We start from the raw sequence: 23,722 nt of genomic DNA on the forward strand, positions 1-23,722 counted from the left end.
TTTAGCAAGAGCGTCAAAAGTTGTATTTTCAGCAAAAGGTGTGGGGAAAAGTCATCAAAACCAGCTGAGAGCGCGCTTTCTCTTCTTATAAAACACCTGCTGTGAAAGCTATCACAGGGGTAGCATTACCTTTGGTAGTGGATTTGATGTACTTGGTTTCGTCACCGTCCATAACAGGCATTTTCATATCCATCCAAATTACGTGGGGGTTCAGCGCTAGGATTTTGAAGCTAGGCTGGGAGCAATTTCCATCCAGCGTTGTTCTCCTTCTGCACTATTAGTAATCACGCTTTCACCCAATTTCGTCTGAAATATAAAATTAGTAGGGTGCGTCAGATTCAAGGATAGATTGATTAATCATCTCTAAATCATCGGGGTGAAAAATCTGAAAAATGGGTGTTGCGTCTTCTTTCACTTCTTCTGGAGTAATCCCATAAATCTCTTTCATAGCATTACTAGAATATGGAAAAAATTTGTGAGATTTGCCTACGTCACTATTCATGATTTATTAAAGGCTCAACTAAATCAGCTAATTTTTCAAATTCAAATATCCGAGCAAGTTTTGTTAAAGATTGAATTAAAAAAGTTTCTGTAATCGGAAGTTCCTTAGTTAATTCTATGACATGGTTGGTATTTGCTTCTAAAACAGCTTCATAGAATTTATTAATCCACTCTTGATCCATACACTTGAGATGATCAGATGTTAAATGATTTTCCTCTATATGTTCTGAATTTTCAGAATTAGTTTCAGCAAATATATATTTGACACCCAGATGTTTAGCAAGTGCTTCAAAAATTGTATGTTCTGAAAAAGGTTTACGCAGAAAATCATCACAACCAGCAGACAGTACTATAGCTTTCTCTTCTTCTAAAACGCTGGCTGTGAGGGCAATTACGGCTGTAGCATTGCCTTTGGTTGTGGATTTGATGTGTTTTGTGGCTTCGTACCCGTCCATAATTGGCATCCTCATATCCATCCAAATTAAATGAGGTTCCCATTCATCCCAAATTGCGATCGCTTCTTGTCCGTTACTAGCTTCTTTGATCTCAAATCCCAAAGGACTAAGAAGTTTAAACAACAGTTGTCGATTAATAGGCTTATCATCAACTGTGAGAATTCTGTATGTAGGCTGTCCAGGAGCAATATCTAGCACACGCTGCCGCCCTTCTGTACTATGGCTGATTGTTTCTTGACCCAATTTTGCCTGAATATAAAATTGGAAAGTTGTACCTTTTCCTAATTGACTTTCAACGGAAATATCCCCCCCCATCAGTTGTACAAATTTCCGACTGATTGCTAAACCTAAACCAGTTCCTTCTTGCATCTCTCGCCCTGCCTGTGCTTGAATAAAGGCATCAAAGAGTTTTGGTAGTTCCGTCCGTGCAATACCTACACCAGTATCACGAAGGCGGAAATTGAGGGTAATAACATCTTCTGTGTCTTCATCATCTTTATTCTCTTTATCTACACTCAAGACAATTGATCCATGGAGAGTGAATTTGATGGCATTAGAGAGTAAATTAATTAAAACCTGACGTAGTTTAACTTCATCGGTGCAGATATAGTGGGGGACATTTTGAGTCCGCTCGAATATTAGTTCTAATCCAGCATCGCTTGCTCGCAAATGCAACATATCTTCTAAATCATCGAGCAAGCGATAAAAGTTAAAGTCGTGTAAATTTAGGGTTGCTTTACCAGCTTCGATTTTTGATAAATCGAGAATATGATTAATGAGAGTTAGTAAGTAGTCACCACTCCGATAAATAATACCTGCATTTTCATACTGGTCAGGGGGGAGATTATTAGCCCGTAACATCAATTGCGAAAACCCAATAACTGCATTGAGGGGTGTTCGCAATTCATGACTCATATTGGCAATAAATGCACTTTTTGCCTGATTAGCAGCTTCGGCTTTGGTAGCTAGTTCCTGTGCTTTAGCTTCGCTTTCTTGTAGATCCCTGGTGCGTTCAAAAACTCGGTTTTCTAGATCGGAGTTGGCGTTTTGCAAGCGAATTTCTGCACAGCGATTTTCTGCAACAATTGCCAGTACAGCCATGATAGTCATAGCAATCACGCCAATGAATATTTGTAGTAACAATAGAGAATTACTTTGTACGGCTACTTTGTAAAAAACCCCCATTTTGTAGCCGGTAGTAATGGCAGCAATCATGGCGATGATGGTCACTAGTAAAGTGGTTATTTTCGCGCCAAAACGAAAGGCAGACCAAAGTAATGGAGGCAAGAGGAGATATTCTACAGGTTGGCTTTTAACCAGGGCTAGATAGGCAACAATTGTCAAGCTGGTTATGGCAATTAACACCTCCCGGTATTGGCAAAATTTGACTCTCGAATCTCGTAATGAGCGCCCCCAAGCCAACACTAGGGGAGTAAAGACCAAAATTCCTACTACATCGCCAATCCACCAATTAGAGAAAACTTGCAACCAATCACTCCAAGCTTTGAACCCACCCAAACAAACTACGAATACACCGATCAGTGATTGAACAATTGACCCGGTAAACAGGGTACAAACGATGAAAATCACTACATGATTGACTTGTTTAAGGGGATAGCTTGTACCAGTCAAGCGTAGGATCAGTGTCACGGAGATCAGTGAGCCGATGGTTGTGCCAATCGCCGACCAGGGAGACAATAAGTTGAAATCAACATTGATATAGTTACTACATAATGCCCCTAAAAATATACCTAACCAGCGCGATCGCCCCCAAATTAACAAAAACCCAACTGCTAATCCCGCAGCAGGCCACACGGGCGAACCGTACAGAGACATAGGTATCTTGTTAATTACCACCCAAGAACTTAGATGATAGGTAATTGCAATGACCAAAATCTGAGCCAACCAACGGGTACTTTTAATGTCAAGTCCTAGATAATTAAGAGTTCGGGATAACCTTACAGACATTTCAATAATTCGTAAATTGGAAATAGTAGGCAGACAGTAATTCATTTTTCCCATCTTCCCATCACCAAATACCAAATACCAGTTACCAAATACCAATTAACCAATTTCTTGACAAAAGGCATCAAATCTGTTAACAATTATAGTTTGTGGAAACTTTACCATTTAATATAATCTCTTGGCTAACGTCATTGTCATAGGCGCTCAATGGGGCGACGAAGGAAAAGGTAAAATAACTGACTTACTCAGCCGCTCCGCAGATGTGGTGGTACGTTACCAAGGGGGAGTTAACGCTGGACACACAATCGTAGTCCAAGGTCAGACGTTTAAGCTGCACTTAATTCCCTCTGGTATTCTGTATCCAGATACTGAGTGTATTATCGGCTGTGGGACAGTCATAGATCCACAGGTGCTGATAAAGGAACTAGAACAACTAGAAAAACTCAATATTTCCACTGCTAATCTGCTGATATCTCAGACTGCTCACGTTACCATGCCTTACCATCGGTTGATTGACCAGGCATCGGAGGAGCGACGGGGAACTCATAAAATCGGCACTACTGGGAGAGGAATTGGTCCAACCTACGCTGATAAATCTGAGCGGACAGGTATCAGGGTTTTGGATTTGATGAACCCAGATGAACTCCGTGAGCAGTTGGAGTGGACGATCAATTATAAAAACGTCATTTTAGAAAAGCTGTATAATCTGCCACCTTTAGATCCTCAAGCAGTAATTGCGGATTATTTAGGGTATGCAGAACGCTTGCGTCCTTATGTTGTCGATACTTCGCTGAAAATATACGATGCGATTCTTCGACGACGCAATATTTTGTTTGAAGGCGCACAAGGTACACTGCTCGATTTAGATCATGGAACTTATCCTTATGTCACTTCCTCTAATCCCGTAGCGGGGGGAGCCTGCGTTGGTACTGGAGTAGGGCCAACAATGATAGATCGGGTAATTGGGGTGTCAAAAGCCTATACAACACGAGTTGGTGAAGGGCCTTTTCCCACCGAACTGCACGGAGCAATGGGAGAATTGTTGTGCGATCGCGGTGCGGAATTTGGGACAACAACAGGCAGAAAGCGCCGCTGTGGTTGGTTTGATGCGGTCATTGGTCGCTATGCAGTCCGTATTAATGGGATGGATTGTATCGCTATTACCAAACTTGATGTTCTCGATGAATTAGAGGAAATCAATGTTTGTGTTGCCTATGATATAGATGGTGAACGGTGTGAACACTTCCCCACCAGCGCTCGTCAGTTCGCCCGTTGTCGTCCCATCTACAAAACCTTACCAGGATGGCAAGTGTCAACAACTGAGTGCCGTTCTTTGGAAGAATTGCCAAAGCAAGCACTAGACTATCTTAAATTCTTAGCTGAATTAATGGAAGTCCCCATTGCGATCGTCTCCTTAGGAGCCAGCCGCGATCAAACCATAATTGTAGAAGACCCAATCCACGGACCAAAACGCGCTCTATTACAACCAGATGGAACACCAGTTTCTTTACCTTAGTACTGAGTACCGAGTACCGAGTACCGAGTACCGAGTATTGAGTATTGAGTACTGAGTGCTGAGTTGACAACTAACCACTAACAACTAACAACTACTATGGCTATTACAGTCGAATCTAAAAAGCGTCCAGAAGGTAGCAAACCAAAGGCTTTGCGTCGTTCGGGCTTAATACCAGCTAATTTGTACGGTCACAACGGTATTGAATCAATTTCTCTAGTACTTGATGCTAAGGTCGTTGAACGCCTGCTCAAACAAGCTGCTCCTAATAAAACCGAAATTGAACTCAGCATCCCAGAATTGGAGTGGAATGGTAAAACCGTGCTTCGTGAAGTTCAGATTCACCCAGCTAAGGGTACACCATACCACTTGAGTTTTTTTGTTGCTAAAAACTAAAGCTTAGGTGTCAATTCTTGCTTTTATATCACTGATTTTTTTTCATAATTGCTGATTAAACCAGGTTAACCCCTGGTTTTTTTGTTAAGCTATCAGCGTCAATATCTAAGTCCAAAATTACCACTGCGGATGCTTGTATGCATTTAGCTATATTTGTCTGCGGTTAAAAATTAAACATCATGTTATGCAAAATGAAGATAGGTTGTATTATTTACAGTAAATTAAACAGCCTCATACCAATTTTGGATTTGAGATTTTGGCTGAACCTAGAGTTTAACAGCCGTTAACCTTTACTGTTCCCGGAATCTCTTCCAACTTAACTTGGTATAATTATTTTTCCCAATTCAAGATCCAACATCCAATACTGATATCAATCCTATGACAGAAGCCACTCTGCCAGCTTTAATTCAACAAATGTTACAACCAGGATTTTATCCCCATGCGGTGACAGAACCCATTCAACTGATTCAAACTCATGTTTCTTATGTGTTGCTAACTGGTGATTATGCCTACAAGCTCAAGAAACCAGTAAATTTTGGTTTTTTAGATTACTCAACCTTAGAAAAGCGATCGCACTTTTGTCAGGAAGAATTGCGGTTAAATCAACGGGGAGCAGGTGAATTATATTTAGAAGTTGTACCTATCGCTTTGGTAAGTGAGCAATATCATCTTGGAGATACAGGAGAAACTGTTGAATATGCGCTAAAGATGCGTCAGTTTCCCCAAGAATCTCTGTTTAGTGAGCTTTTTGCCCAAGGTAAGTTAAATGAGATGCACTTGGAAGAATTGGGACGGGTAGTAGCCCAATACCATTCTCAAGCTCAAACGAATGATTACATTCGCAGTTTTGGAGAAGTCTCACAAGTGCAGTTGTCTATTAATGAGAATTACACACAAACTCAAAATTATATTGGTGGCCCTCAAACCCAAGAACAGTTTGCACAAACAAAAGAATATACTGATAACTTTTTTGCCCAACGTCCAGAATTATTTACTAGCAGAATTGCCAATAACTACATACGCGAATGTCATGGTGATTTGCATCTGAGAAATATTGCTCTGTGGCATGACAAAATTATGTTGTTTGACTGCATCGAGTTTAATGAGCCGTTTCGCTTCGTTGATGTCATGTATGATGTGGCGTTTACAGTCATGGATATAGAAGCACGAGGACGTAAAGATTTAGGTAATGCTTTCTTGAATGCTTATGCTGAACAAACTGGAGATTGGGAAGGTTTGCAAGTATTACCTTTGTATTTAAGCCGTCAAGCTTATGTCCGGGCTAAAGTGACATCTTTTTTATTAGATGATTCAAGTGTACCTGCAACTGTGAAAGAAGAAGCTGCAAATACAGCATCTGCATATTATCGGCAAGCTTGGGAATATACTAAACCTAAGCAGGGAAAAGTAATTTTGATGTCGGGTTTATCAGGTTCTGGCAAAAGTACGACAGCTAGATATTTAGCCCGTCAACTGGGAGCAGTTCATCTGCGTTCTGATGCTGTACGGAAACATTTGGCAGGAATTCCTTTGTTAGAACGTGGTGGTGATGAAATATATACACCCGAAATGACTGAGCAGACTTATGATAGGTTGTTGATACTGGGGATTATATTGGCTAATCAAGGTTGGAGTGTGATTTTAGATGCCAAATATGACCGCCAGCATTTACGAGAAAATGCGATCGCACAAACCCAACAATATCAATTACCTCTACAAATTATCCACTGCACAGCACCTCTAGAAGTATTGCAAGAGCGTCTTGTTAACCGCACTGGTGATATAGCTGATGCAACTGCTGATTTATTGGTATCCCAACTTAACCAAGCTGAACCCTTTACAGACAAAGAACAACCCTATATTAAAATATTGGATACAACTCAATCTCAAGAGGCACAATTACAAGCAATAATTCGTAATTCGTAATTCGTAATTAGGGAATAGATAAAAAGTGATTCTCCTCTATTCCCTGCTGTATCAATTACAAATTACTTTGACAGTTTAAACTTTGAGTTTTGAATTTATCTCGTTTTATCTCGTTCCTAGTCTCTGAATAGGAATGCTATCACAGAGGCTCTGCCTCTACTCTCATTGATAGCGACGCTATCAGCAAACCCTAAGAGGTTGTTTTAAAAGTTTTTGGCTGTGACTTTAGGAACTTATTGATCCCTCCTAACCCCATTTTTAAGGGGGACTTAGGAGGATATAAAATTCTTTGATACATTACTAAGAACTTTTCAAGCATCCTCTAAATTGACACCAATGAGTATTGCACTTTACTGACTTCTTCTGTATCAATTACTTTGACACTTTAAGTTTTGAATTTTAAATTTTTGCGCTATGGCACCTAACAAAAATATCCTCAGCGAAATATTATCATCTTCGCCAAATTTCTTTTCTCAACTGGTATTTGGTTTCATTTTAACTATTATTGCCAATTTTGCAGGAGCTTCTCTCATCCTGAGTTTGTTCATAGGGATTATGGGCGGCGTTACTTTAGGATGGTTCACAACAGTAAACGAAAATAACCCCCAGATACCAGATGTAGCTTCTAATGATGGCATAGATGCAGCTTTAAAATACTGGTTATTTTTTATGTTTAGCTGTTTATTTTTGGGTTATTCAGCACCAATCAGTATCTTATTTGGAGGAATTGCTGCTTTAGGTGGCGGTTGGATTATTGCTTGGTGGAGAAGTAAGGAAACAACTAGAACTCAGCTATTAGATGATATTTTAGAAACAAAAGAAGAAGATATTCAACAACCCAGTCAGAGGACAATTAAAAGGAATAAAAGATTATCTACTCGCCGTTATCGTCGCACTAGTGGAAGTTTCAATTTTCGGTTTTGGCAAAGAAGGTAATTAGAGACAGGGAGGATGAGGGAGATGGGGAGGTTAATAACAAATTACCAATTACCCAATTACGAATTACGAATTACGAATTATGAATTATGTTTTTATATCTTTCTAAACTACTGCCACTGTTTTTTTATCCTTTAGGATTAGCTAGTATAAGCTTGATAGTGGCTTTGGTGACTTTATGGAAACGTCCACGTATTGCAGCGATCGCAATAAGTCTATCTTTAATTTTATTACTCCTGTGCAGTAATGCCTGGGTTGCTAAGTCTTTGGTGCGATCGCTAGAATGGCAAAATATCCCCCTTGCTCAAATACCCAACGCCCAAGCTATCGTGGTACTAGGTGGTGCGACAAAATCAGGTGTGTGGCCTCGTCCAACTGTGGATTTAAGTGAATCTGGAGATAGGGTCATTTATGCGGCTCAACTCTATCGGCAAAAAAAAGCGCCTACAATTATCTTAAGTGGCGGTCGCATTGATTGGCGCGGTAGTGGTTCCCCAGAGTCAACAGATATGGCAACTATCCTGACATCTATTGGCATACCAGCCGAAGTAATAATTCAAGAACCAGATTCTTTAAATACTTATGAAAATGCTGTAAATGTCCGTAAAATCCTGGAATCTCGTGACATCAAGCAGGTATTATTAATAACTTCTGCAATGCATATGCCGCGATCGCTCAAAATCTTTCAACGTCAAGGCATTGATGTAATTCCTGCACCAACCGACTTTCTAGTTAGCAAAGGCGAATTTCAAGAACTCACCAACACTCCCAAAGCTGCCATACTAAATTTATTACCTGATACCAATAATTTGCACCAATTTACCAACGCCTTAAAAGAATATATTGGTAGTTTTATCTACCGTTTACGAGGCTGGATATAGATGCTTACTTAGTGAAAACAAATCAATTCAAAAATTAATTACCAATTACCAATTACCCATTACCAATGAGTAAAGAATTACCATTTATTGTCCCATCACCTCAATCAGAAGTTGACGAAACCTTTAGCAGCTACCAAACAACCCACCAGTTTTATCATGAAGTTCAAACACGTTCTGAATTTGAGCTTCATTGCCAATGGTATTACAAAACCGCAGCCCAAAATCGCCGAGACTTAGAAAAAATGCGCGGCGAACTGAATATTATGCAGTGGTTTTGTCGCCGCTAAAGAATTACAGTATATTGCCAATAAATGAGGCTTCGCCGTGAGCGTCAGCGGCTCGAGTGAGCCTTCGCCGAACTCCGATAGCTTGCGTGGCGTAGCCATACGGTAAAAACTGAAAATCAAAAGCCAAACCTCAAGCGGATTTCACTCCTGACTCCTCCCGGATTTAAATAACTTCTAATTCATCCTCGCGTAAATGAGCTTTAAATTTTTTACTAAACTGGACTAAAAGCGGAAAATTAGCACTCACAGGTCTACCTTGCCATTGGGTGACAATCTTCTCAATTTCGCCTTCTGTACCTTTGAGATCAAAAGCCTGGCTGCGATGCTCAGGGTGATGATAAACTATAACCGACTCTTTAACGCGGACGCGATCGCCAACTTTCATAACATTATTTATACCTAGCTTTTGCTCTTCCACAACTATCTCCACAGCCATGACTCATTGTATCTATTGAAGGTAGACGATTACTGTTACCAAGAGTCAGATGGCCATCTTCAGCGCCAAGCGGACTCAATGACTAAAATTGCCTCGCCTGGTTGATTTTACCATATCTCGGCAATGGCGAAATATTTAGCTTATTTGCGTTCAGGGCAGATTGTTTGTACATTTTGGGGAAGTTGCCGACAAATCTGCCCAAAAGATTGGGGATGTAGTTGCAACCAAGCAAATAAACCCAGACCTGTACACCCTAGCAGCACAGCCAATAACCCTCCCAACATCACCAGACGCTTACCCACATTTGTTTGTTTGACTGGAGTGGGTGTTGATTCTTCAGTCAGATCCAAATTCAACAAAGCTTGTGAACTGTCTGCCAATTCTACTTCTGGAACTTCTATTTCTGAAGTTTCAATTTCTGGTGCTGTTATTTCTAATTCCTCTGTTTCTACAGGTTCTAAAACCATTGGTGCAGGTGTAATTGGCACCAAATATGCTTGGGAGATCCGGCAAAGAGTCAGCACAACTGATGTATTATCTTGACCATTTTTTTCATTTGCCAGCTTTACCCATTTCTGGGCAGCATCTTCCACAGACAGCCTACCTGTTAATACTGGAGTAGCGTAATCACGCCAAGATTTTTCTACCCAATTATGATCACTTAAACCATCGGAACAAAGTAACAAAATTCCATCTTCTTCTAAAATAAATCGCTGGATGGAAAAGTGCAGAGATTCGGCTTCTTTAGTTCCTAATGCTTGGGTAAGGGCATTAGCATTGGGTGTTTGAATTGCTTGACGATATAAACTCTGTCCAAGCTGGACTTCCCGCGTTGCCAAATCATCATCTATTGTTAATAATTGGCAATAGTTGGGAGTTATCCAATAAGCACGACTATCACCAACATTAGCTAAATAAAGTTCATGGGTATTGTCTGATTCCCACCCAGCATTTGTAACAATTCGTTGCGGTAATTGTATCGCCATGACTAAAGTCGTCGCCATGCGTTCTCTACCTTGGCGGTTTTGTTCGTCATTGCGTGACCAAATCATATTATTCACTACTCGCAAGCTGGCTTCTAGTTGTTGCTGCAACAAATCAGGTGAAATTACTTCTTTTTGTTCTGCTACATCTTTTAGCCAAGCACGGATTTGCAACTTCAGTGATTGCACTGCCAATTGACTCGCAACTTCGCCACCTTCATGTCCGTCAATGCCATCACAAACAATTGATAATTTGGCCTGTAAATATTTATCTACATCACTAGAATTACTGGGGTAGCAGGCATCCTCATTATGTTTCATAATAGGGCCTGTATTTGTCACTCCTGCGATTGTTTGCATTAATGGCAATTCTGCTGCTGATGCTAACAACAGTTCATTGAGTTGATTGCTAATTGTTGCTAAATCTACCTGACTGTGGCACATTTTTTGGATGATGTTGCCTAAGCCTGTAGCAATTTCTGCTTTTGCCACTAATACCCATGACAGCCAAGATTCACCCAAATCTTGTAAAGTTAGTTTTTCTGATGTTTGGTGCAGTTCTAAAAGGCGTACACACCAACCTTGCACAAGTAAGTTTTTTGGTGATAGCAAGCTTGCGGCTACTCCCAATTCTGATAAAGGTGTCCACAGTTGGAGAATTTGCCATAGCCAGTACAGTTGTCTAACTGCCTTTGCTTCTTCCCAAACTTCGGTAATGATGGGGTAGAGATTTCCTATTTCATCTATAGGTGCATTTTCTAACAACAGAATATCATGGGTGTCTTCTGTTGAAGAACTAGTAAAGCCGTAGGGTTGAGGGATGTGTAAGCGTTGTGAATATAATTTTAGGTAGGGAATAACTTCTGGGGGTAATTCTGAGGGTATTTCTGGTGGTAGTGCCGGTTGAGTATCTAGCCAAATCTGCTGTGTAATTACTTCATATCTATCTGCAATCTTGGTGTGAGGGAGTGTTTTTGCGGTTACTGGGCCAGTTGCCCAAACATAGCGGTAAGTTAGAGGAGTTAGACAACTGGCACAAACTTTATCTCCCACAGAGTTAATCGGTTGATTACAGTCTGGATTTGGACAATGAATGATTTGTTGAGTAGAAAGCATAATGTATAAATTATAAAGAATAAATTTACGTTAAATTAATGTGTTAATGGACGGAACGCTAGAATAGACTATATTTTATAACCTCGGTTATGGCTTGTTACTTAAATTTAATCAAAAATTGGTTGTTCGAGATAGCAAGTTTTGATTTCGGTAAATTGTCAGTGTCTGATTGTATCTAACTTTAGATATAGCGGTTCTCGGTTGAGTGAGATACAAGAACCCCACCCCCAACCCCCTCCCCGCAAGCGATGAGGGGGCTATGATGTATTTCATTCAAATGCATACCGCCATATGGATTTGTTAATTGAATGAGGTGTCTAGGATGACGCTATGCCAACTTTTACTGTAATTTGGCTACTGGCAGGATCGGTTCTGTGTTTAATGGAACTTTTTCTACCTACAGCTTTTGTGGAATTCATGATGGGAATTAGTGCCTTTGTCGTGGCGCTATTGTCTTACTTGGGTTTGGGGAATGTATGGCTGCAAGTTGTTATTTGGCTGTTGTTTTCTAGTCTGCTGGTTGTTTTTTCCCGCAGGTTTCTGCAACCACAGCGACTCAAGTCAAAAATTACTGATGCAGTGATAGGAGAAACTCTAACAGAAATTCCGGTGGGACAAACAGGTCGGGTACTATACGAGGGAAATTCTTGGCGAGCAAGATGTGATGATGACAAACTCAGCGTACCACCATATCAAAGAGTTTATGTCGTTAGACGAGAAGGGACAACGTTGATTGTGATGCCAGAAAATATTTTGCATTCGTAGTTCTGAATTTACTCACTACTCAGGAGAGTTATCAAAATGAATGAGTTTTTATTGTTACTTGCTTTAACGTTTGGTGGCGGTACTGTGATATTCAAGTCGGTGAGGGTGATTAATCAGGGTGATGAAGTCTTGGTGCAAAGTTTGGGTCGTTATAAGGAGAAACTGGGACCTGGCTTAAAATTTATTAATCCTTTTTTAGATAGCATTGTTTACAAACAAACTATTAGAGAAAAGGTTTTAGATATTCCGCCACAACAATGTATTACTCGTGACAATGTTTCTATCAGTGTTGATGCGGTTGTTTACTGGAGAATTGTTGATTTGGAGAAAGCTTACTATAAGGTAGAGAATCTCCAGGCGGCAATGGTGAACTTGGTGCTGACGCAAATTCGCTCGGAAATGGGACAATTGGAGTTGGATCAAACTTTTACTGCCCGCACCCAAATTAATGAATTGTTGTTAAGGGAATTAGATATTTCTACTGATCCTTGGGGTGTTAAAGTTACGCGGGTGGAATTGAGAGATATTGTCCCGTCTAAGGCAGTGCAAGAATCAATGGAGATGCAAATGACGGCGGAAAGGCGGAAACGTGCCTTAATTTTAACTTCTGAGGGCGATCGCGAATCTGCTGTTAATAGTGCGAGAGGTAAGGCTGATGCCCAGCTTTTAGATGCAGAAGCCCGTCAAAAATCGGTGGTTTTGCAAGCGGAAGCAGAACAAAAGGCGATTGTATTAAAGGCGCAAGCGGAACGCCAACAACAGGTTCTCAGGGCGCAAGCGATCGCAGAATCAGCAGAAATCATTTCCCAGAAAATCAAAAACAATCCAGATGCATACAAAGCGGTGGAAGTGATGTTTGCTTTAGGTTATCTGGATATGGGCGCAACAATTGGTAAAAGCGATAGTAGCAAGGTGATGTTTATTGATCCGCGCACTATTCCCGCTGCTTTTGAGGGTATGCGCTCTATTGTCTCCGATGTACCCACTGACTCTAATCCCCTATTTGGTAGAGAAATTCCCAGAGATAATAACCGCGCCAGTTAAAAGAGGGAACGGGGGAGATGAGGGAGATCAGGAGGTTAATAACCCAATTACGAATTACGTAGCTTGCTTCCGCGTAGCGGTATTACGAATTACGAATTATCAATTTCTTGATTTATCTGGCATTGGTTACACAAGCCAAAAAATTCTAGGGTGTGGTAAAACACTTTAAATTTATGGCTGGACTGTAATTCGATTTCTAGTTCATGGACGGGACATTGATGAATTGGTATGGAGATACCGCATTGTAGGCAAGTTAGGTGATGTTTATCTTGCTGGGTTAGGCTGTAGAGGGCTTCACCGTTAGCTAAAGTCCGTACTTGTACTTTACCTTCAAGTTTGAGGGCTTCCAGTGAACGGTATACCGTTGCTAAACCCATGTTTTGACTACGGTTACGTAGTTCTATGTACATATCTTGTGCGGAAATACCTTGTTTAATGTTTTTTAGCAGGGTTAAAATCCGGTCTTGACTGCGGGTGCGTATGGCTCTCATACCAATTTTATTTTAGATTTTAGATTGGGAATATATTGGTATCATAGATAGCTATGAAAAACTAGCATCTGTGATCACACGTTTTTTATTGACTAACTGATAGATTAACTCTAGCGGCTGTGTGATTATATTTTCACCCAGTGGGGGCAAAAAGTTATAGTATAGCGATCGCAGCATTCAGCAAAAAGCCTAATGCAAAGGAAGTATCTAGCTAAAGTTTTCGTAACGCTTCGTCCTTCGGTCTTAGACCCCGCTGGTGTGGCTGTACAATCTGGCCTGAAGCAAATGGGATTCGACAACGTTGAACAAGTGCGTATTGGCAAGTACATGGAAGTCACTATTATCTCACCTGATGAGACGAAAGCGCGTCAAGACATGAATCAAATATGTGACCAAATGTTAGCAAATCCAGTGATAGAAAATTATCGCTTTGATTTGATTGAAGTTGAATCACAAACCGGAGTGTTCTGAAGTAGGTAATGGGTAATAGGTAATTGGTAATGGGTAATAGGTAAAAACTTTTGCCTTCTCTAATTTCCTGTTCCCTGTTCCCTGCGATGCACTGAGCTTGTCGAAGTGTTCCCTGTACCCTGTTCCCTTATAACCAATGAAATTCGGTGTTTTAGTTTTTCCAGGGTCTAATTGCGATCGCGACGTTGCTTATGTCACTAGAGACTTGCTAGGACAGCCAACGCGTATGATTTGGCATCAAGATACTGATATTAGTGATATAGATGTGGTGATTGTCCCTGGTGGCTTTAGCTATGGGGATTATTTGCGTTGTGGTGCGATCGCTCGTTTTTCGCCTGTGATGCAACAAGTGATTGAACACGCGCAAAAAGGTAAGTTTGTCTTGGGTATCTGCAACGGTTTTCAGGTATTAACTGAGGCTGGATTATTACCTGGGGCATTAGCTAGAAATCAAGATTTGCATTTTATCTGCGATCGTTCTCCCCTCAAAGTTGAGCGTAATAATTTACCTTGGACTCAAGGTTATGCAGAGGGTGAAATTATCACTTTACCCATTGCTCACGGAGAAGGGAGATTTTATGCTGATAAAAAGACTTTAGCAGAAATTGAAGATAACGGGCAAGTTTTATTTCGCTACCACGGGGAAAATCCCAATGGTTCATTAAACAGCATTGCCGGGATTTGTAATCTTCAAGGTAATGTTTTAGGAATGATGCCACATCCAGAAAGAGCAGCAGATAAAGCGTTAGGTAATAGCGATGGTTTGCGGTTGTTTCAGGGTTTGTTGGAGAAAGTTGCAGCTTTGGTGTAACTTTATATATTTTCAAAAGCGTAGGGTGGGTAATTCTCACCCTATTTAATAAATATTCAAATTTATATATTAGGTTTTGTGATTTCAACCCAATAAATACCATTAATGAATAATCAAACTATCTTTATTCATTTCTAAAAAATCGTAAGTCCTGAATAACTCAACTATTTGGGAAATATTTTGTAAAAAAAGTTGTTCAATTTGCTTATTATTAATATTACCTGTTGTTACTAAAAGTAGTTTATAAGGTTCTTGTTTGATTAAGAAAGAATCTAAAAAATCCTTATCTTTTGTAATCACAATTCTCTGTTCTAAAATTGATAAGTTATTAATTTCCGAATCAGGAGTAGAATTTTTTAAAGGCAGATTTTTTGTATGCATAACATCATATCCCAAGTTTTCTAATAAATTGGCGATGCGGATTGGTAATTGAGCATCAATTAAGAATTTAATGAAATTAATTGCACAATACTTTTAACTTGAGTTAGTTGAGTTGCAAAAGAGAGAACTGCTAAAATGTCTTCATACTCTAAATCATCATAATCTTCTAAAATCTCATCAGTGGTCATTCCTGAACTCAACAGTTCTAAAATCATTTCTACGGGGTAGCGTAATCCCCGAATGCAAGGTTTACCATGACAAATATCATTGTTAATTGTTATTCTATCTAATGCTGATTTATTCATAATATTTAGATATAGGAATCCTACTAAACTAACTATACATTATTTTGTTGGGTTAGGTTGTTAGAAATTATGGGTTTCATACAATACTTCAATACTTTCAAGAAACTTACCTGAGATATCTAATGTCCCGCAAACCACGCAACCTCAAGCCAGAATATTGCTACCACATCACAACTCGCTGTAATAACCGTGAATTTCGTCTCACTCGTAATGAATGCCGAGAGGTGTTTATTTACGCTATCAAAAAAGCTTTAGATAAGTTTGGGTTTAAGCTTTATGCGTTGTGCATTATGAGTAATCATGTTCATTACATGATAGAACCGAAAAAGTCTGAAGACCTGCCTAAAATTATGCACTGGTTAAATTGGTACACTGCTATGTGTTTTAACCGAATGCTAAACCGTACAGGACATTTTTGGGAAAAGCGATATCACAGTAGCGAGTTTGAGAAGACTGATCACAAAAGAGCGAGGTATCGGAAACCTAACCTCGTAGGAAAGTAGGTAAAAAGAAATGTTTATGATTGGCTGAAAGCTTTATAGGTTACAATTTACAAGTCTCTGTGCGAGATAAGAGTACCCCTCTTCCTCACTTTTCACACTTCCCTTCTCGTTTCCAATCAACGCTACAAAACCAAAAATATTTTTTTGGAATTTTTTGTAGGTGGTTGGAGTTGGTAAATATTTGGTAGGTAAGGTAAAAGGTAGGTGTCCCACAGGGGCTTTTATACTATAATTTTCGCTTGACCACTCTAATGCCCGTTCCATTTTTCCCCAGTCTTTCCCTTGTGCTTCATAGATACGCTTTTGGACACTAAAACCAAAGCGACCGTCACTATATTGTACCCAAAGTTGGTCAATCGTACGGAGATCAGAACAGGGAAATTTCTCAATATCTTCAATACTTAAGTAACCTTGACTTTCTCGGTTAGCTACCTTGAGCATCATTTTAGCTGTTTCTTCATCCGCCTCGCGCCAATTTCCAGCAGCTAAGTGTTCTAATAGTTGTCTGTATTGTTGTGGACATTGGTCTTTGACAATTCTAATTCCTTCTCCATTATTTCTGTTTTCCTGAGTCCAGCAAGTGAGATGTTTTTCATCTCGTGCTGGATACTGTTTCGCTTCTGCTTCTGTTGGTAATCTATAACGAATAAAATTGTTGTCAAAATTAGAATTTAAACTCAACCAAGCACAAAACCGATTAGCAGCTTGAAAACTCATTCCAGTCACAGATTGAGTAAGAGAAAGACTTGTTGAATTAGTTGGTAAAAAGTCTTGCTCAATAGTATTTGTACCAAAAGTATCTTTGATAAACTGCTGATACTCTGCCCAAGTAAGATAACTTTGATCTATTTCTTGAGTTTCATTAATTCGCAATAGGCTATTTAACCTTCTAGCTAACTTAACCTGTGCTGCTATTTGAGCAATTTTTGGATCTTGAGATGTTAATCCAGCTTCGAGAATATTTTCAAGTTGATTCTGTGTTTGTGGAGTTATTTTCTTACTTTCTTTCAAACAATCATAAGCCAAAGTTAAAGAGGCAACAGTTTGATTTTGTAAAGCTGCTTGAATCAAATTTGTGGCATCACTTTGAGCAGCATAAAGGCGAATTGTTTCCGCCCACCAAGAATTACAAAAGTTATCAATTAATATTTTTTCTTGCTGCAACTCTTTGACTTCAGCAGCAGCTAAATATTCCTGAAAACTCAAATGAGCAAATTCAAGTTTGCCTTGTTCTTTTTCGACTATTAAACCACTAACATCTTTAACTTGTTCTAAAAATTCTGCTGGCGTTAACGTAATATTAGCTATTTTTTGTAGTTCACTAGCAATTAAATTCTCAACTTCTGCTGGTTCAAAAGTGCGAGTTTCCCTTTTCATCAAATCCAGTGCTAAAACTTGTAATACTGATTTATTTTGTTCAGATGTCAGAGGCGCTTTAATTTTCTTAGCTGCTTGTCGCGTTCCCAAAAGTAAATCACAAATTTTCTGATACAGTTCCACCCTACGTCCTGGTAATGCACTGCCGCTATAATGAACAGTAGCAATCATTGTCACCAAAAGCGGATTTGTTGCCATATCAGCAATAGCACGATTATTAATAATTCGCTCAATTAAATCTTCTGCATTTTTCTTAGCTTCTGCCTTTACTGCTTGATTATTTTTGCCGGCGCGACTTCTAATTTCAGTTTGCAGATACCAGCTATTAATAAATAGCTTCATTTGTTCTAAAGAGAAAGGTAGAACTTTAAGAATAATTTCTACTTCATCTACAGGCGCACTGCTATAACCATAAGGACGAGAAGTAATGATAAAAGCTGTCTTTAGATAGCTTTCCATTTGCTTATTTACCCATTTACTTACCTGCGAACGTTCATTACTATCAGCAACTTCATCCAGTCCATCCAACATCACTAAACATTTGCCATTTTTTAACTGTTGATTAAACCAGTCTGTTTGTGGGTTGAGTTCAGCAAAAGCAGGTTGAGTTTTCAGGTGATTGGTAATTAATTCTGGCAGAGTAGGAGGTTGTGGACTAGTAATTTCTTCGCGGATATCGCGCAGGTACAATAATACTGGTAAGAATTTGGGTGATTTATATTTGCCATGACTATTTTTTGCATCTGCTAGACTCAAAGGAAAATATTTATATAAATACGGTTAAATACGTATTTACAAAAGAATATACACTAACCTATACATGAAAATGGTAATTTTTCGGTTTTATTCAGAAATGACTGATTAAATTCAAAACAGTCTAAACTCTTCCTAATTCCTTCTTCCCTCTTCCTTCGCGTTCTTCGCTTCTTCGCGGTTCATTTAATCCGTATTCTTAGTGGGAAGGGACTAAAAATCAGTTTTTGGGTTTACAAGCGAAGCGGAAGTATACCGCAGATGCAGAGGCAGAGAAACTTATTTGCGATCGCTATCTGGGTTAATATATAAGAAACGTCTTAATTTTTCATAAAGTTTAATAATCTATCACTGGCAAAACAAACGATGGCAGCAGACTATCCAAACATTGATATTGCGCCATTTATCGATCACTCCCTCCTGTTACCAACTACTACCCCAGAACAGGTTGAGCAATGGTGTGAAGAAGCATACAGGTTTAACTTTGCGACAGTTTGCATACAACCCTGTTATGTTAGGCAAGCAGTTGAACTCCTCCACAACAAAAACCCCAAAGTCTGTACAGTCATAGGCTTTCCGACAGGTTCGACAACTTCAGCAGTTAAGTTCTATGAAGCTCAAGAAGCATTGGAAAATGGTGCATCTGAGTTAGATGTCATGATTAACTTGGGCTGGTTGAAAGCTGGAAAAACCGAAGAAGTTCACCGGGAAATTGCTACAATTTGTGAAGTAGCTGGGCAATGTGTCAAGGTAATTTTAGAAACTAGCCTACTCACAGACCCGGAGAAAAGAATAGCAGCAGAACTAGCTATGGATGCCGGTGCGGCTTTCTTGAAAACTAGTACAGGTTGGAATGGTGGTGCAACTGTGGCTGATGTGCAAATGTTGAAAGAAATCGCAAAGGATCGGGTAGGAATTAAAGCATCAGGGGGTATTCGCACCCACAACGATGCCCTCGACTTAATCATGGCAGGTGCTACAAGATTAGGCACATCTCGCGGTATAGATTTGCTCCGCCAGCGTAATCACGTAGAAAAGGGAAAAAGTGAGTAGTCAGACAATTTTGGATTTTAGATTTTGGATTTTGGATTAATTCCACAGATAAATCCCCAGGCTTGTACCATCAAGTAATCACTGGTCATTAGAATTGTCAATTGTCATTTATTTTGCTAATGACTAAATAAATAATGAGTAGAACCTACAAAGCAACTGGCATTAATCTCAAAACCCAAGCACTGGGAGAGTCAGATAAGATAGTGACAATTTTAACCAAGGAATTTGGGTTAATTCGGGCGGTTGCTCCTGGGGCGCGTAAACATAACTCCAGCTTGGGTGGGAGAATTGGGATTTTTGTAGTTAATGAATTACTGATTTCCCAAGGAAAAAGCCTAGGAAATGCTACGCCAACACTCGATAAAATTACTCAAGCGCAAACTATAAAAACTTATCCAGGTCTAACTAAAGACTTGGGAAAATTAGCTGCTAGTCAATATTTAGCTGAAATTGTCCTCTGTCAGGCTTTAAGCGAACTACCCCAAACAGAACTTTATGAGTTACTAGATGAACATCTCCAGCGATTAGAAGCCTTACCCAAGAGCCAAGGATTCGCTGTTGTCGCACATTTGGCGCATGGAGTCTTTCAATTTTTAGCTTTAGCAGGACTCACACCTCAAGTCCAAGTTTGTTGCTTAACTCAGCTTCCTGTCACCCCAGACTGGACAAATCCCAACTGGCAGGTAGGATTTAGTGTGCCGACAGGAGGGATAATTAGCTTAGAGGCTTGGAAAAGCTTACGCTCAGAAAGGGAAAAAGGAAAACGGGAAGATGGAGAGAAAGGGAAGAGAAGTTTTTCCAATCCCCAAACCCCAGGCTATGAAACGGTTGTCCATCAACAAGACATCCCCACAATTTCTAATCGTCTGAATGCGAAAGAACTGTTTATGCTTCAATATTTGTCGCAAACAGAGATAATGCAAATAGAGGCAGCCTCAGATTATGGCTGGTTATCTATTGAGCAGATTTTGCGACAGTACACTCAGTATCATTTGGGTCGTCCTATTCGCTCTGCTACCTTGATTGATTCTTATTTTGCCGCCAACCATGATGCAATCGTCTGATTTGGATAAAAAAATCCTGCCTCTGTCACCCAGTCAAGCTAAAAACAATAGGGTATCAGAGAAGACAACACCCAATCAGCCAAGTGCTGTTTCCCAACCTGACCTTAATTCAATCAATAGCCAAGAAATATCCCGAACAGATGTTTCTCAGGACAAAGATGGAAATGTAGAAGTTTCATCTACTAATGTACCTACACCATTAGAACCACAAGTTCAAACCAATGGCAAAGGTAATTCTACCCAAGAAACTCTAAAAGTAGTAACCCAACCAGAAACAGAAACATCACAATTGAATGGATCTGGTTTAGATGGGGGGAATACATCAAGTACTATTCAAAAACAAGGGTTTTTTCCTGTATTAAAAAACCCGAATTTCCTCGCACTTTGGGGTGGGCAAGTTTTTTGTCAGCTGGCTGATAAAGTATATCTGGTGCTGATGATTGCTTTGATTAATACCCAGTTTCAAAAGGGTGATCAGAGTATCAGTGGTTGGGTATCGGCGTTAATGATGGTTTTTACCATTCCCGCAGTCCTGTTTGGTTCTGTGGCTGGTGTGTTTGTAGACCGCTGGTCGAAAAAAGTTGTCTTGGTAGCAACTAATGTTTGGCGGGGTATTCTCGTGTTGGCAATTCCCTTGCTGTTGTGGTTAACCCATGATTGGCAACCTGTGGGAGTTCTGCCTGTGGGGTTTTTGATTATCTTGGGTGTGACTTTTTTAGTTTCTACGTTGACACAGTTTTTTGCACCAGCAGAACAAGCAGCAATTCCTTTGGTGGTGGCAGAAGAGCATTTACTTTCGGCTAATTCTCTGTACACAACCACGATGATGGCATCGCTAATTATCGGGTTTGCTGTGGGGGAACCGCTGTTGGCATTAGCTGATGGACTGTGGCTAAAACTGGTAGGTAGTGGTGGAATGGGTAAAGAAATTTTAGTCGGTGGCAGTTATGCGATCGCAGGATTAATTTTACTCCTACTCAACACTAAAGAAATACCCCATCCCCCAGAAACTGAATTTCCTCACGTTTTCTCTGACTTGCGAGACGGTTTCCTTTACCTCAAAGAAAATCATCACATCCGTAATGCTCTCATACAACTCGTTATCCTATTTTCTGTCTTTGCAGCTTTAACAGTTATCGCTGTTCGCATGGCAGAAATTATCCCCAACATGAAAGCCTCACAATTCGGCTTTTTACTCGCATCAGGGGGCGTTGGCATTGCTGCTGGGGCGACAATTATCGGTCAATTTGGTCAACGCTTTTCCTATAGGCAACTTAGCCTTTGGGGTTGTCTAGGTATGGCAGCATCTTTGATTGGTTTGGGAGTATTCACAACTCAACTATGGATAGTGTTGTTTTTATTGTCTCTTGTCGGTCTCTTTGGGGCTTTGGTAGGTATCCCCATGCAAACTGCTATTCAAACAGAAACCCCTCCAGAAATGCGTGGCAAAGTGTTTGGCCTGCAAAATAATGTCATTAACATTGCCCTTTCTCTACCCTTAGCATTAGCTGGCGTAGCTGAAACCTTTTTTGGCTTACAGGCAGTCTTTTTAGGATTAGCTGTAATTGTCTTTTCAGGAGGTATATTAACTTGGTATAACTCCCGTGATTAGTTATCAGGCTGAAAATCATCTATAACTTAGTGAAACAGTTGGTTTTCGTGCTAAACTTAATCCAGCGAAAATTCATGTAATACTTGCTGGGAATTACCCAAGATTATCCTGATTAAGTTGTTATCAATTTAGCTAATTAACAACTTGCAAGCAGCATTGAATAAAGCCATAAAATCATTTGTTTGTTGGCTTAAATATAAGCTTTTAAACGATGCTATGGCTGCTATTCATCATGATATAGCAGGGAAAAGAAACAGATTTGAAAGACCCTTGGTGTCTGTAGCGTAGCGTAAGCCATATTTAATGATAACGGTATGTTCTCATTCAACTGACAACCGCTATAAAATCTTCAGCAAGGATTACAGAATAAAACAGCTAAGTATAAAAAACAAATAATTTAAACTAAACCCGCTTTTATTCACAGCTAATCAAAGAATGCGTATAGCCTGGATTGGAAAAAAAACGCCCTTTTGCGGCAATGTCACTTACAGTCGAGAAATTACCAATGCTTTGCTAGATAGGGGACATCAAGTTAGCTTTCTTCACTTTGCCCAAGAAGAATCTCAACCCCAAAACTGGCCTAATTGTCAAGAAGTTTCCTTACCCTTCATTTATAAGTCTCAAGTTTATACTATTCCCACTTTTAAAGCGACTAAGGTTTTAACTGAGTCATTGCGGGAAATCAAGCCAGATATAGTTCATGCTTCTTTAACTCTGTCAACACTAGATTTTGTTTTACCAGAAATTTGCCAAGAATTAAACTTGCCTTTAGTTGCTACTTTCCACACTCCATTCGCTGGCAAAGGGGCAAAATTAATATCCGGCACACAAATTTTAGCTTATCAGCTATACGCACCTTTTTTAGATCACTATGATCGGGTAATTGTTTTTTCCCAAATTCAACGGGAATTATTAGCACGTATGGGAGTCAGGGAAGAAAAACTGGCTGTGATTCCCAACGGTGTTGATACTGTTAAGTATTCTCCAGGTATTTCTAAAATCAAAGCAGAATTTGGGGCTGAACGCCTGTTTGTGTATCAAGGGCGTATCGCAACGGAGAAAAATGTTGAACCCCTGCTACGTGCTTGGAAGCAGTCGGATATGGGAGTTAATAGTAAATTATTGATTGTGGGCGATGGCCCGTTAAAACCTTCCTTAGAGCCATTTTATGGACAGGAAGATGGCATCATCTGGTTAGGATTTATCGCAGATGAAAATCGGCGCATTGAAATCTTAAGGGGTGCTGATGTATTTATTTTGCCCTCTTTGGTAGAGGGTTTGTCTTTATCTCTGCTGGAGGCCATGTCCTGTGGTTTAGCTTGTTTAGCTACGGATGTAGGTGCAGATGGGGAAGTATTGGAAAAGGGTGCAGGTGTCATTATTAGCACTAAAACAGTGCGATCGCAACTCAGAACTCTTTTACCACTGTTCCAAGATCATCCGGAGTTAACAACTTTATTAGGCCAAAAAGCGAGAAATCGAGTATTAGAGCGTTATACTCTCAGTGATAATATCACCCGTTTAGAAGAACTTTATACTAAAATATTGGCACAGCAACCTTTAACAATCAGTTGGGGTACTTAAAAATAAAAACTTTTCAATCTTTATCTTCCCAACAAGGGAAGGCACTTCAATTTGTGTAAGTAGCGCAACCATTCCCCTAGCAACTTTTTTATTTTTGACTTCACGGCAGGACT

The 23,722-nt window shown here is 39.8% G+C and carries 23 protein-coding genes; 15 read left to right on the forward strand and 8 right to left on the reverse strand.

The genetic code is table 11. The features are described 5' to 3' along the window. Nucleotides 1–319 precede the first annotated feature (319 nt). Nucleotides 320–502: a PAS domain-containing protein gene (locus ACSQ6I_RS24210; RefSeq protein WP_438892793.1), complete on the reverse strand. Its 183-nt coding sequence runs from the start codon at nucleotides 500–502 to the stop codon at nucleotides 320–322. Further along, the gene (locus tag ACSQ6I_RS24215; RefSeq protein WP_438892794.1) at nucleotides 495–2,969 is read right to left on the reverse strand and encodes an MASE1 domain-containing protein; all 2,475 of its coding nucleotides are present in this window, start codon (nucleotides 2,967–2,969) and stop codon (nucleotides 495–497) included. The genes ACSQ6I_RS24210 and ACSQ6I_RS24215 overlap by 8 nt, the downstream gene beginning before the upstream one ends. Nucleotides 2,970–3,099: 130 nt before the next feature. Here ACSQ6I_RS24215 and ACSQ6I_RS24220 point away from each other — a divergent pair, with 130 nt between their 5' ends. From ACSQ6I_RS24220 to ACSQ6I_RS24245, 6 genes are all read left to right on the forward strand, one after another. Continuing rightward, nucleotides 3,100–4,437, forward strand: a complete 1,338-nt coding sequence (locus ACSQ6I_RS24220) for an adenylosuccinate synthase (protein ID WP_438892795.1) — start codon at nucleotides 3,100–3,102, stop codon at nucleotides 4,435–4,437. Between the two features lie 96 nt (nucleotides 4,438–4,533). Continuing rightward, the gene (gene rplY / locus ACSQ6I_RS24225; RefSeq protein WP_438892796.1) at nucleotides 4,534–4,830 is read left to right on the forward strand and encodes a 50S ribosomal protein L25; all 297 of its coding nucleotides are present in this window, start codon (nucleotides 4,534–4,536) and stop codon (nucleotides 4,828–4,830) included. Nucleotides 4,831–5,208: 378 nt separating this feature from the next. After that, nucleotides 5,209–6,756, forward strand: a complete 1,548-nt coding sequence (locus ACSQ6I_RS24230) for an AAA family ATPase (RefSeq protein WP_438892797.1) — start codon at nucleotides 5,209–5,211, stop codon at nucleotides 6,754–6,756. A 414-nt stretch (nucleotides 6,757–7,170) separates the two neighbouring features. Next, nucleotides 7,171–7,692 carry a hypothetical protein gene (locus tag ACSQ6I_RS24235; RefSeq protein WP_438892798.1) on the forward strand — a complete coding sequence of 174 codons (522 nt, stop codon included), beginning with the start codon at nucleotides 7,171–7,173 and terminating at the stop codon, nucleotides 7,690–7,692. An 89-nt stretch (nucleotides 7,693–7,781) separates the two neighbouring features. Further along, the gene (locus tag ACSQ6I_RS24240) at nucleotides 7,782–8,573 is read left to right on the forward strand and encodes a YdcF family protein (protein WP_438892799.1); all 792 of its coding nucleotides are present in this window, start codon (nucleotides 7,782–7,784) and stop codon (nucleotides 8,571–8,573) included. A 65-nt stretch (nucleotides 8,574–8,638) separates the two neighbouring features. Continuing rightward, nucleotides 8,639–8,860, forward strand: coding sequence for a hypothetical protein (locus ACSQ6I_RS24245; protein WP_015215887.1), 222 nt, complete (start codon nucleotides 8,639–8,641; stop codon nucleotides 8,858–8,860). A 163-nt stretch (nucleotides 8,861–9,023) separates the two neighbouring features. Here ACSQ6I_RS24245 and ACSQ6I_RS24250 read toward each other — a convergent pair whose 3' ends face one another. Beyond that, complete coding sequence (locus ACSQ6I_RS24250) at nucleotides 9,024–9,296, reverse strand: ferredoxin-thioredoxin reductase variable chain (RefSeq protein WP_438892800.1); 273 nt, start codon at nucleotides 9,294–9,296, stop codon at nucleotides 9,024–9,026. A 140-nt stretch (nucleotides 9,297–9,436) separates the two neighbouring features. Next, nucleotides 9,437–11,395: a PP2C family protein-serine/threonine phosphatase gene (locus ACSQ6I_RS24255; RefSeq protein ID WP_438892801.1), complete on the reverse strand. Its 1,959-nt coding sequence runs from the start codon at nucleotides 11,393–11,395 to the stop codon at nucleotides 9,437–9,439. A gap of 330 nt (nucleotides 11,396–11,725) precedes the next feature. Between ACSQ6I_RS24255 and ACSQ6I_RS24260 the strand changes: the two genes are divergently transcribed. Both ACSQ6I_RS24260 and ACSQ6I_RS24265 read left to right on the forward strand, forming a co-directional pair. Further along, nucleotides 11,726–12,160 carry an NfeD family protein gene (locus ACSQ6I_RS24260; protein ID WP_015215890.1) on the forward strand — a complete coding sequence of 145 codons (435 nt, stop codon included), beginning with the start codon at nucleotides 11,726–11,728 and terminating at the stop codon, nucleotides 12,158–12,160. A 36-nt stretch (nucleotides 12,161–12,196) separates the two neighbouring features. Beyond that, entirely contained in the window at nucleotides 12,197–13,204 is a 1,008-nt protein-coding gene (locus ACSQ6I_RS24265) for an SPFH domain-containing protein (protein WP_438892802.1), read from the forward strand. A gap of 89 nt (nucleotides 13,205–13,293) precedes the next feature. On the opposite strand, the gene ACSQ6I_RS24270 is transcribed toward ACSQ6I_RS24265, so the two are convergent. Then, complete coding sequence (locus ACSQ6I_RS24270; protein ID WP_438892803.1) at nucleotides 13,294–13,695, reverse strand: Fur family transcriptional regulator; 402 nt, start codon at nucleotides 13,693–13,695, stop codon at nucleotides 13,294–13,296. 192 nt (nucleotides 13,696–13,887) lie between these two features. On the opposite strand from ACSQ6I_RS24270, the gene purS reads away from it, so the two are divergent. Continuing rightward, on the forward strand, nucleotides 13,888–14,166 hold the full coding sequence (purS, locus tag ACSQ6I_RS24275) for a phosphoribosylformylglycinamidine synthase subunit PurS (RefSeq protein WP_015215893.1): 279 nt from the start codon (nucleotides 13,888–13,890) through the stop codon (nucleotides 14,164–14,166). A gap of 136 nt (nucleotides 14,167–14,302) precedes the next feature. After that, nucleotides 14,303–14,977, forward strand: a complete 675-nt coding sequence (gene purQ, locus ACSQ6I_RS24280; RefSeq protein WP_438892804.1) for a phosphoribosylformylglycinamidine synthase subunit PurQ — start codon at nucleotides 14,303–14,305, stop codon at nucleotides 14,975–14,977. Nucleotides 14,978–15,079: 102 nt separating this feature from the next. Here the strand turns inward: purQ and ACSQ6I_RS24285 are convergent, their stop codons facing one another. After that, the gene (locus ACSQ6I_RS24285; protein WP_438892805.1) at nucleotides 15,080–15,373 is read right to left on the reverse strand and encodes a DUF5615 family PIN-like protein; all 294 of its coding nucleotides are present in this window, start codon (nucleotides 15,371–15,373) and stop codon (nucleotides 15,080–15,082) included. Nucleotides 15,374–15,417: 44 nt separating this feature from the next. After that, entirely contained in the window at nucleotides 15,418–15,663 is a 246-nt protein-coding gene (locus ACSQ6I_RS24290; protein WP_438892806.1) for a DUF433 domain-containing protein, read from the reverse strand. Nucleotides 15,664–15,785: 122 nt separating this feature from the next. On the opposite strand from ACSQ6I_RS24290, the gene ACSQ6I_RS24295 reads away from it, so the two are divergent. Continuing rightward, the gene (locus tag ACSQ6I_RS24295) at nucleotides 15,786–16,166 is read left to right on the forward strand and encodes a transposase (RefSeq protein WP_438892807.1); all 381 of its coding nucleotides are present in this window, start codon (nucleotides 15,786–15,788) and stop codon (nucleotides 16,164–16,166) included. A 33-nt stretch (nucleotides 16,167–16,199) separates the two neighbouring features. Here ACSQ6I_RS24295 and ACSQ6I_RS24300 read toward each other — a convergent pair whose 3' ends face one another. Further along, nucleotides 16,200–18,299, reverse strand: a complete 2,100-nt coding sequence (locus tag ACSQ6I_RS24300; RefSeq protein ID WP_438892808.1) for a GUN4 domain-containing protein — start codon at nucleotides 18,297–18,299, stop codon at nucleotides 16,200–16,202. A gap of 363 nt (nucleotides 18,300–18,662) precedes the next feature. Here ACSQ6I_RS24300 and deoC point away from each other — a divergent pair, with 363 nt between their 5' ends. From deoC to ACSQ6I_RS24320, 4 genes are all read left to right on the forward strand, one after another. Beyond that, complete coding sequence (gene deoC / locus ACSQ6I_RS24305) at nucleotides 18,663–19,349, forward strand: deoxyribose-phosphate aldolase (protein ID WP_438892809.1); 687 nt, start codon at nucleotides 18,663–18,665, stop codon at nucleotides 19,347–19,349. A gap of 134 nt (nucleotides 19,350–19,483) precedes the next feature. Then, complete coding sequence (gene recO / locus ACSQ6I_RS24310; protein WP_438892810.1) at nucleotides 19,484–20,413, forward strand: DNA repair protein RecO; 930 nt, start codon at nucleotides 19,484–19,486, stop codon at nucleotides 20,411–20,413. Then, on the forward strand, nucleotides 20,400–22,025 hold the full coding sequence (locus tag ACSQ6I_RS24315) for an MFS transporter (RefSeq protein WP_438892821.1): 1,626 nt from the start codon (nucleotides 20,400–20,402) through the stop codon (nucleotides 22,023–22,025). The genes recO and ACSQ6I_RS24315 overlap by 14 nt, the downstream gene beginning before the upstream one ends. 435 nt (nucleotides 22,026–22,460) lie before the next feature. Then, the gene (locus ACSQ6I_RS24320) at nucleotides 22,461–23,609 is read left to right on the forward strand and encodes a glycosyltransferase family 4 protein (RefSeq protein ID WP_438892811.1); all 1,149 of its coding nucleotides are present in this window, start codon (nucleotides 22,461–22,463) and stop codon (nucleotides 23,607–23,609) included. Nucleotides 23,610–23,722: the final 113 nt, after the last annotated feature.

It is taken from the genome of Anabaena sp. WFMT, assembly GCF_051781005.1.
Lineage (GTDB): Bacteria > Cyanobacteriota > Cyanobacteriia > Cyanobacteriales > Nostocaceae > Anabaena.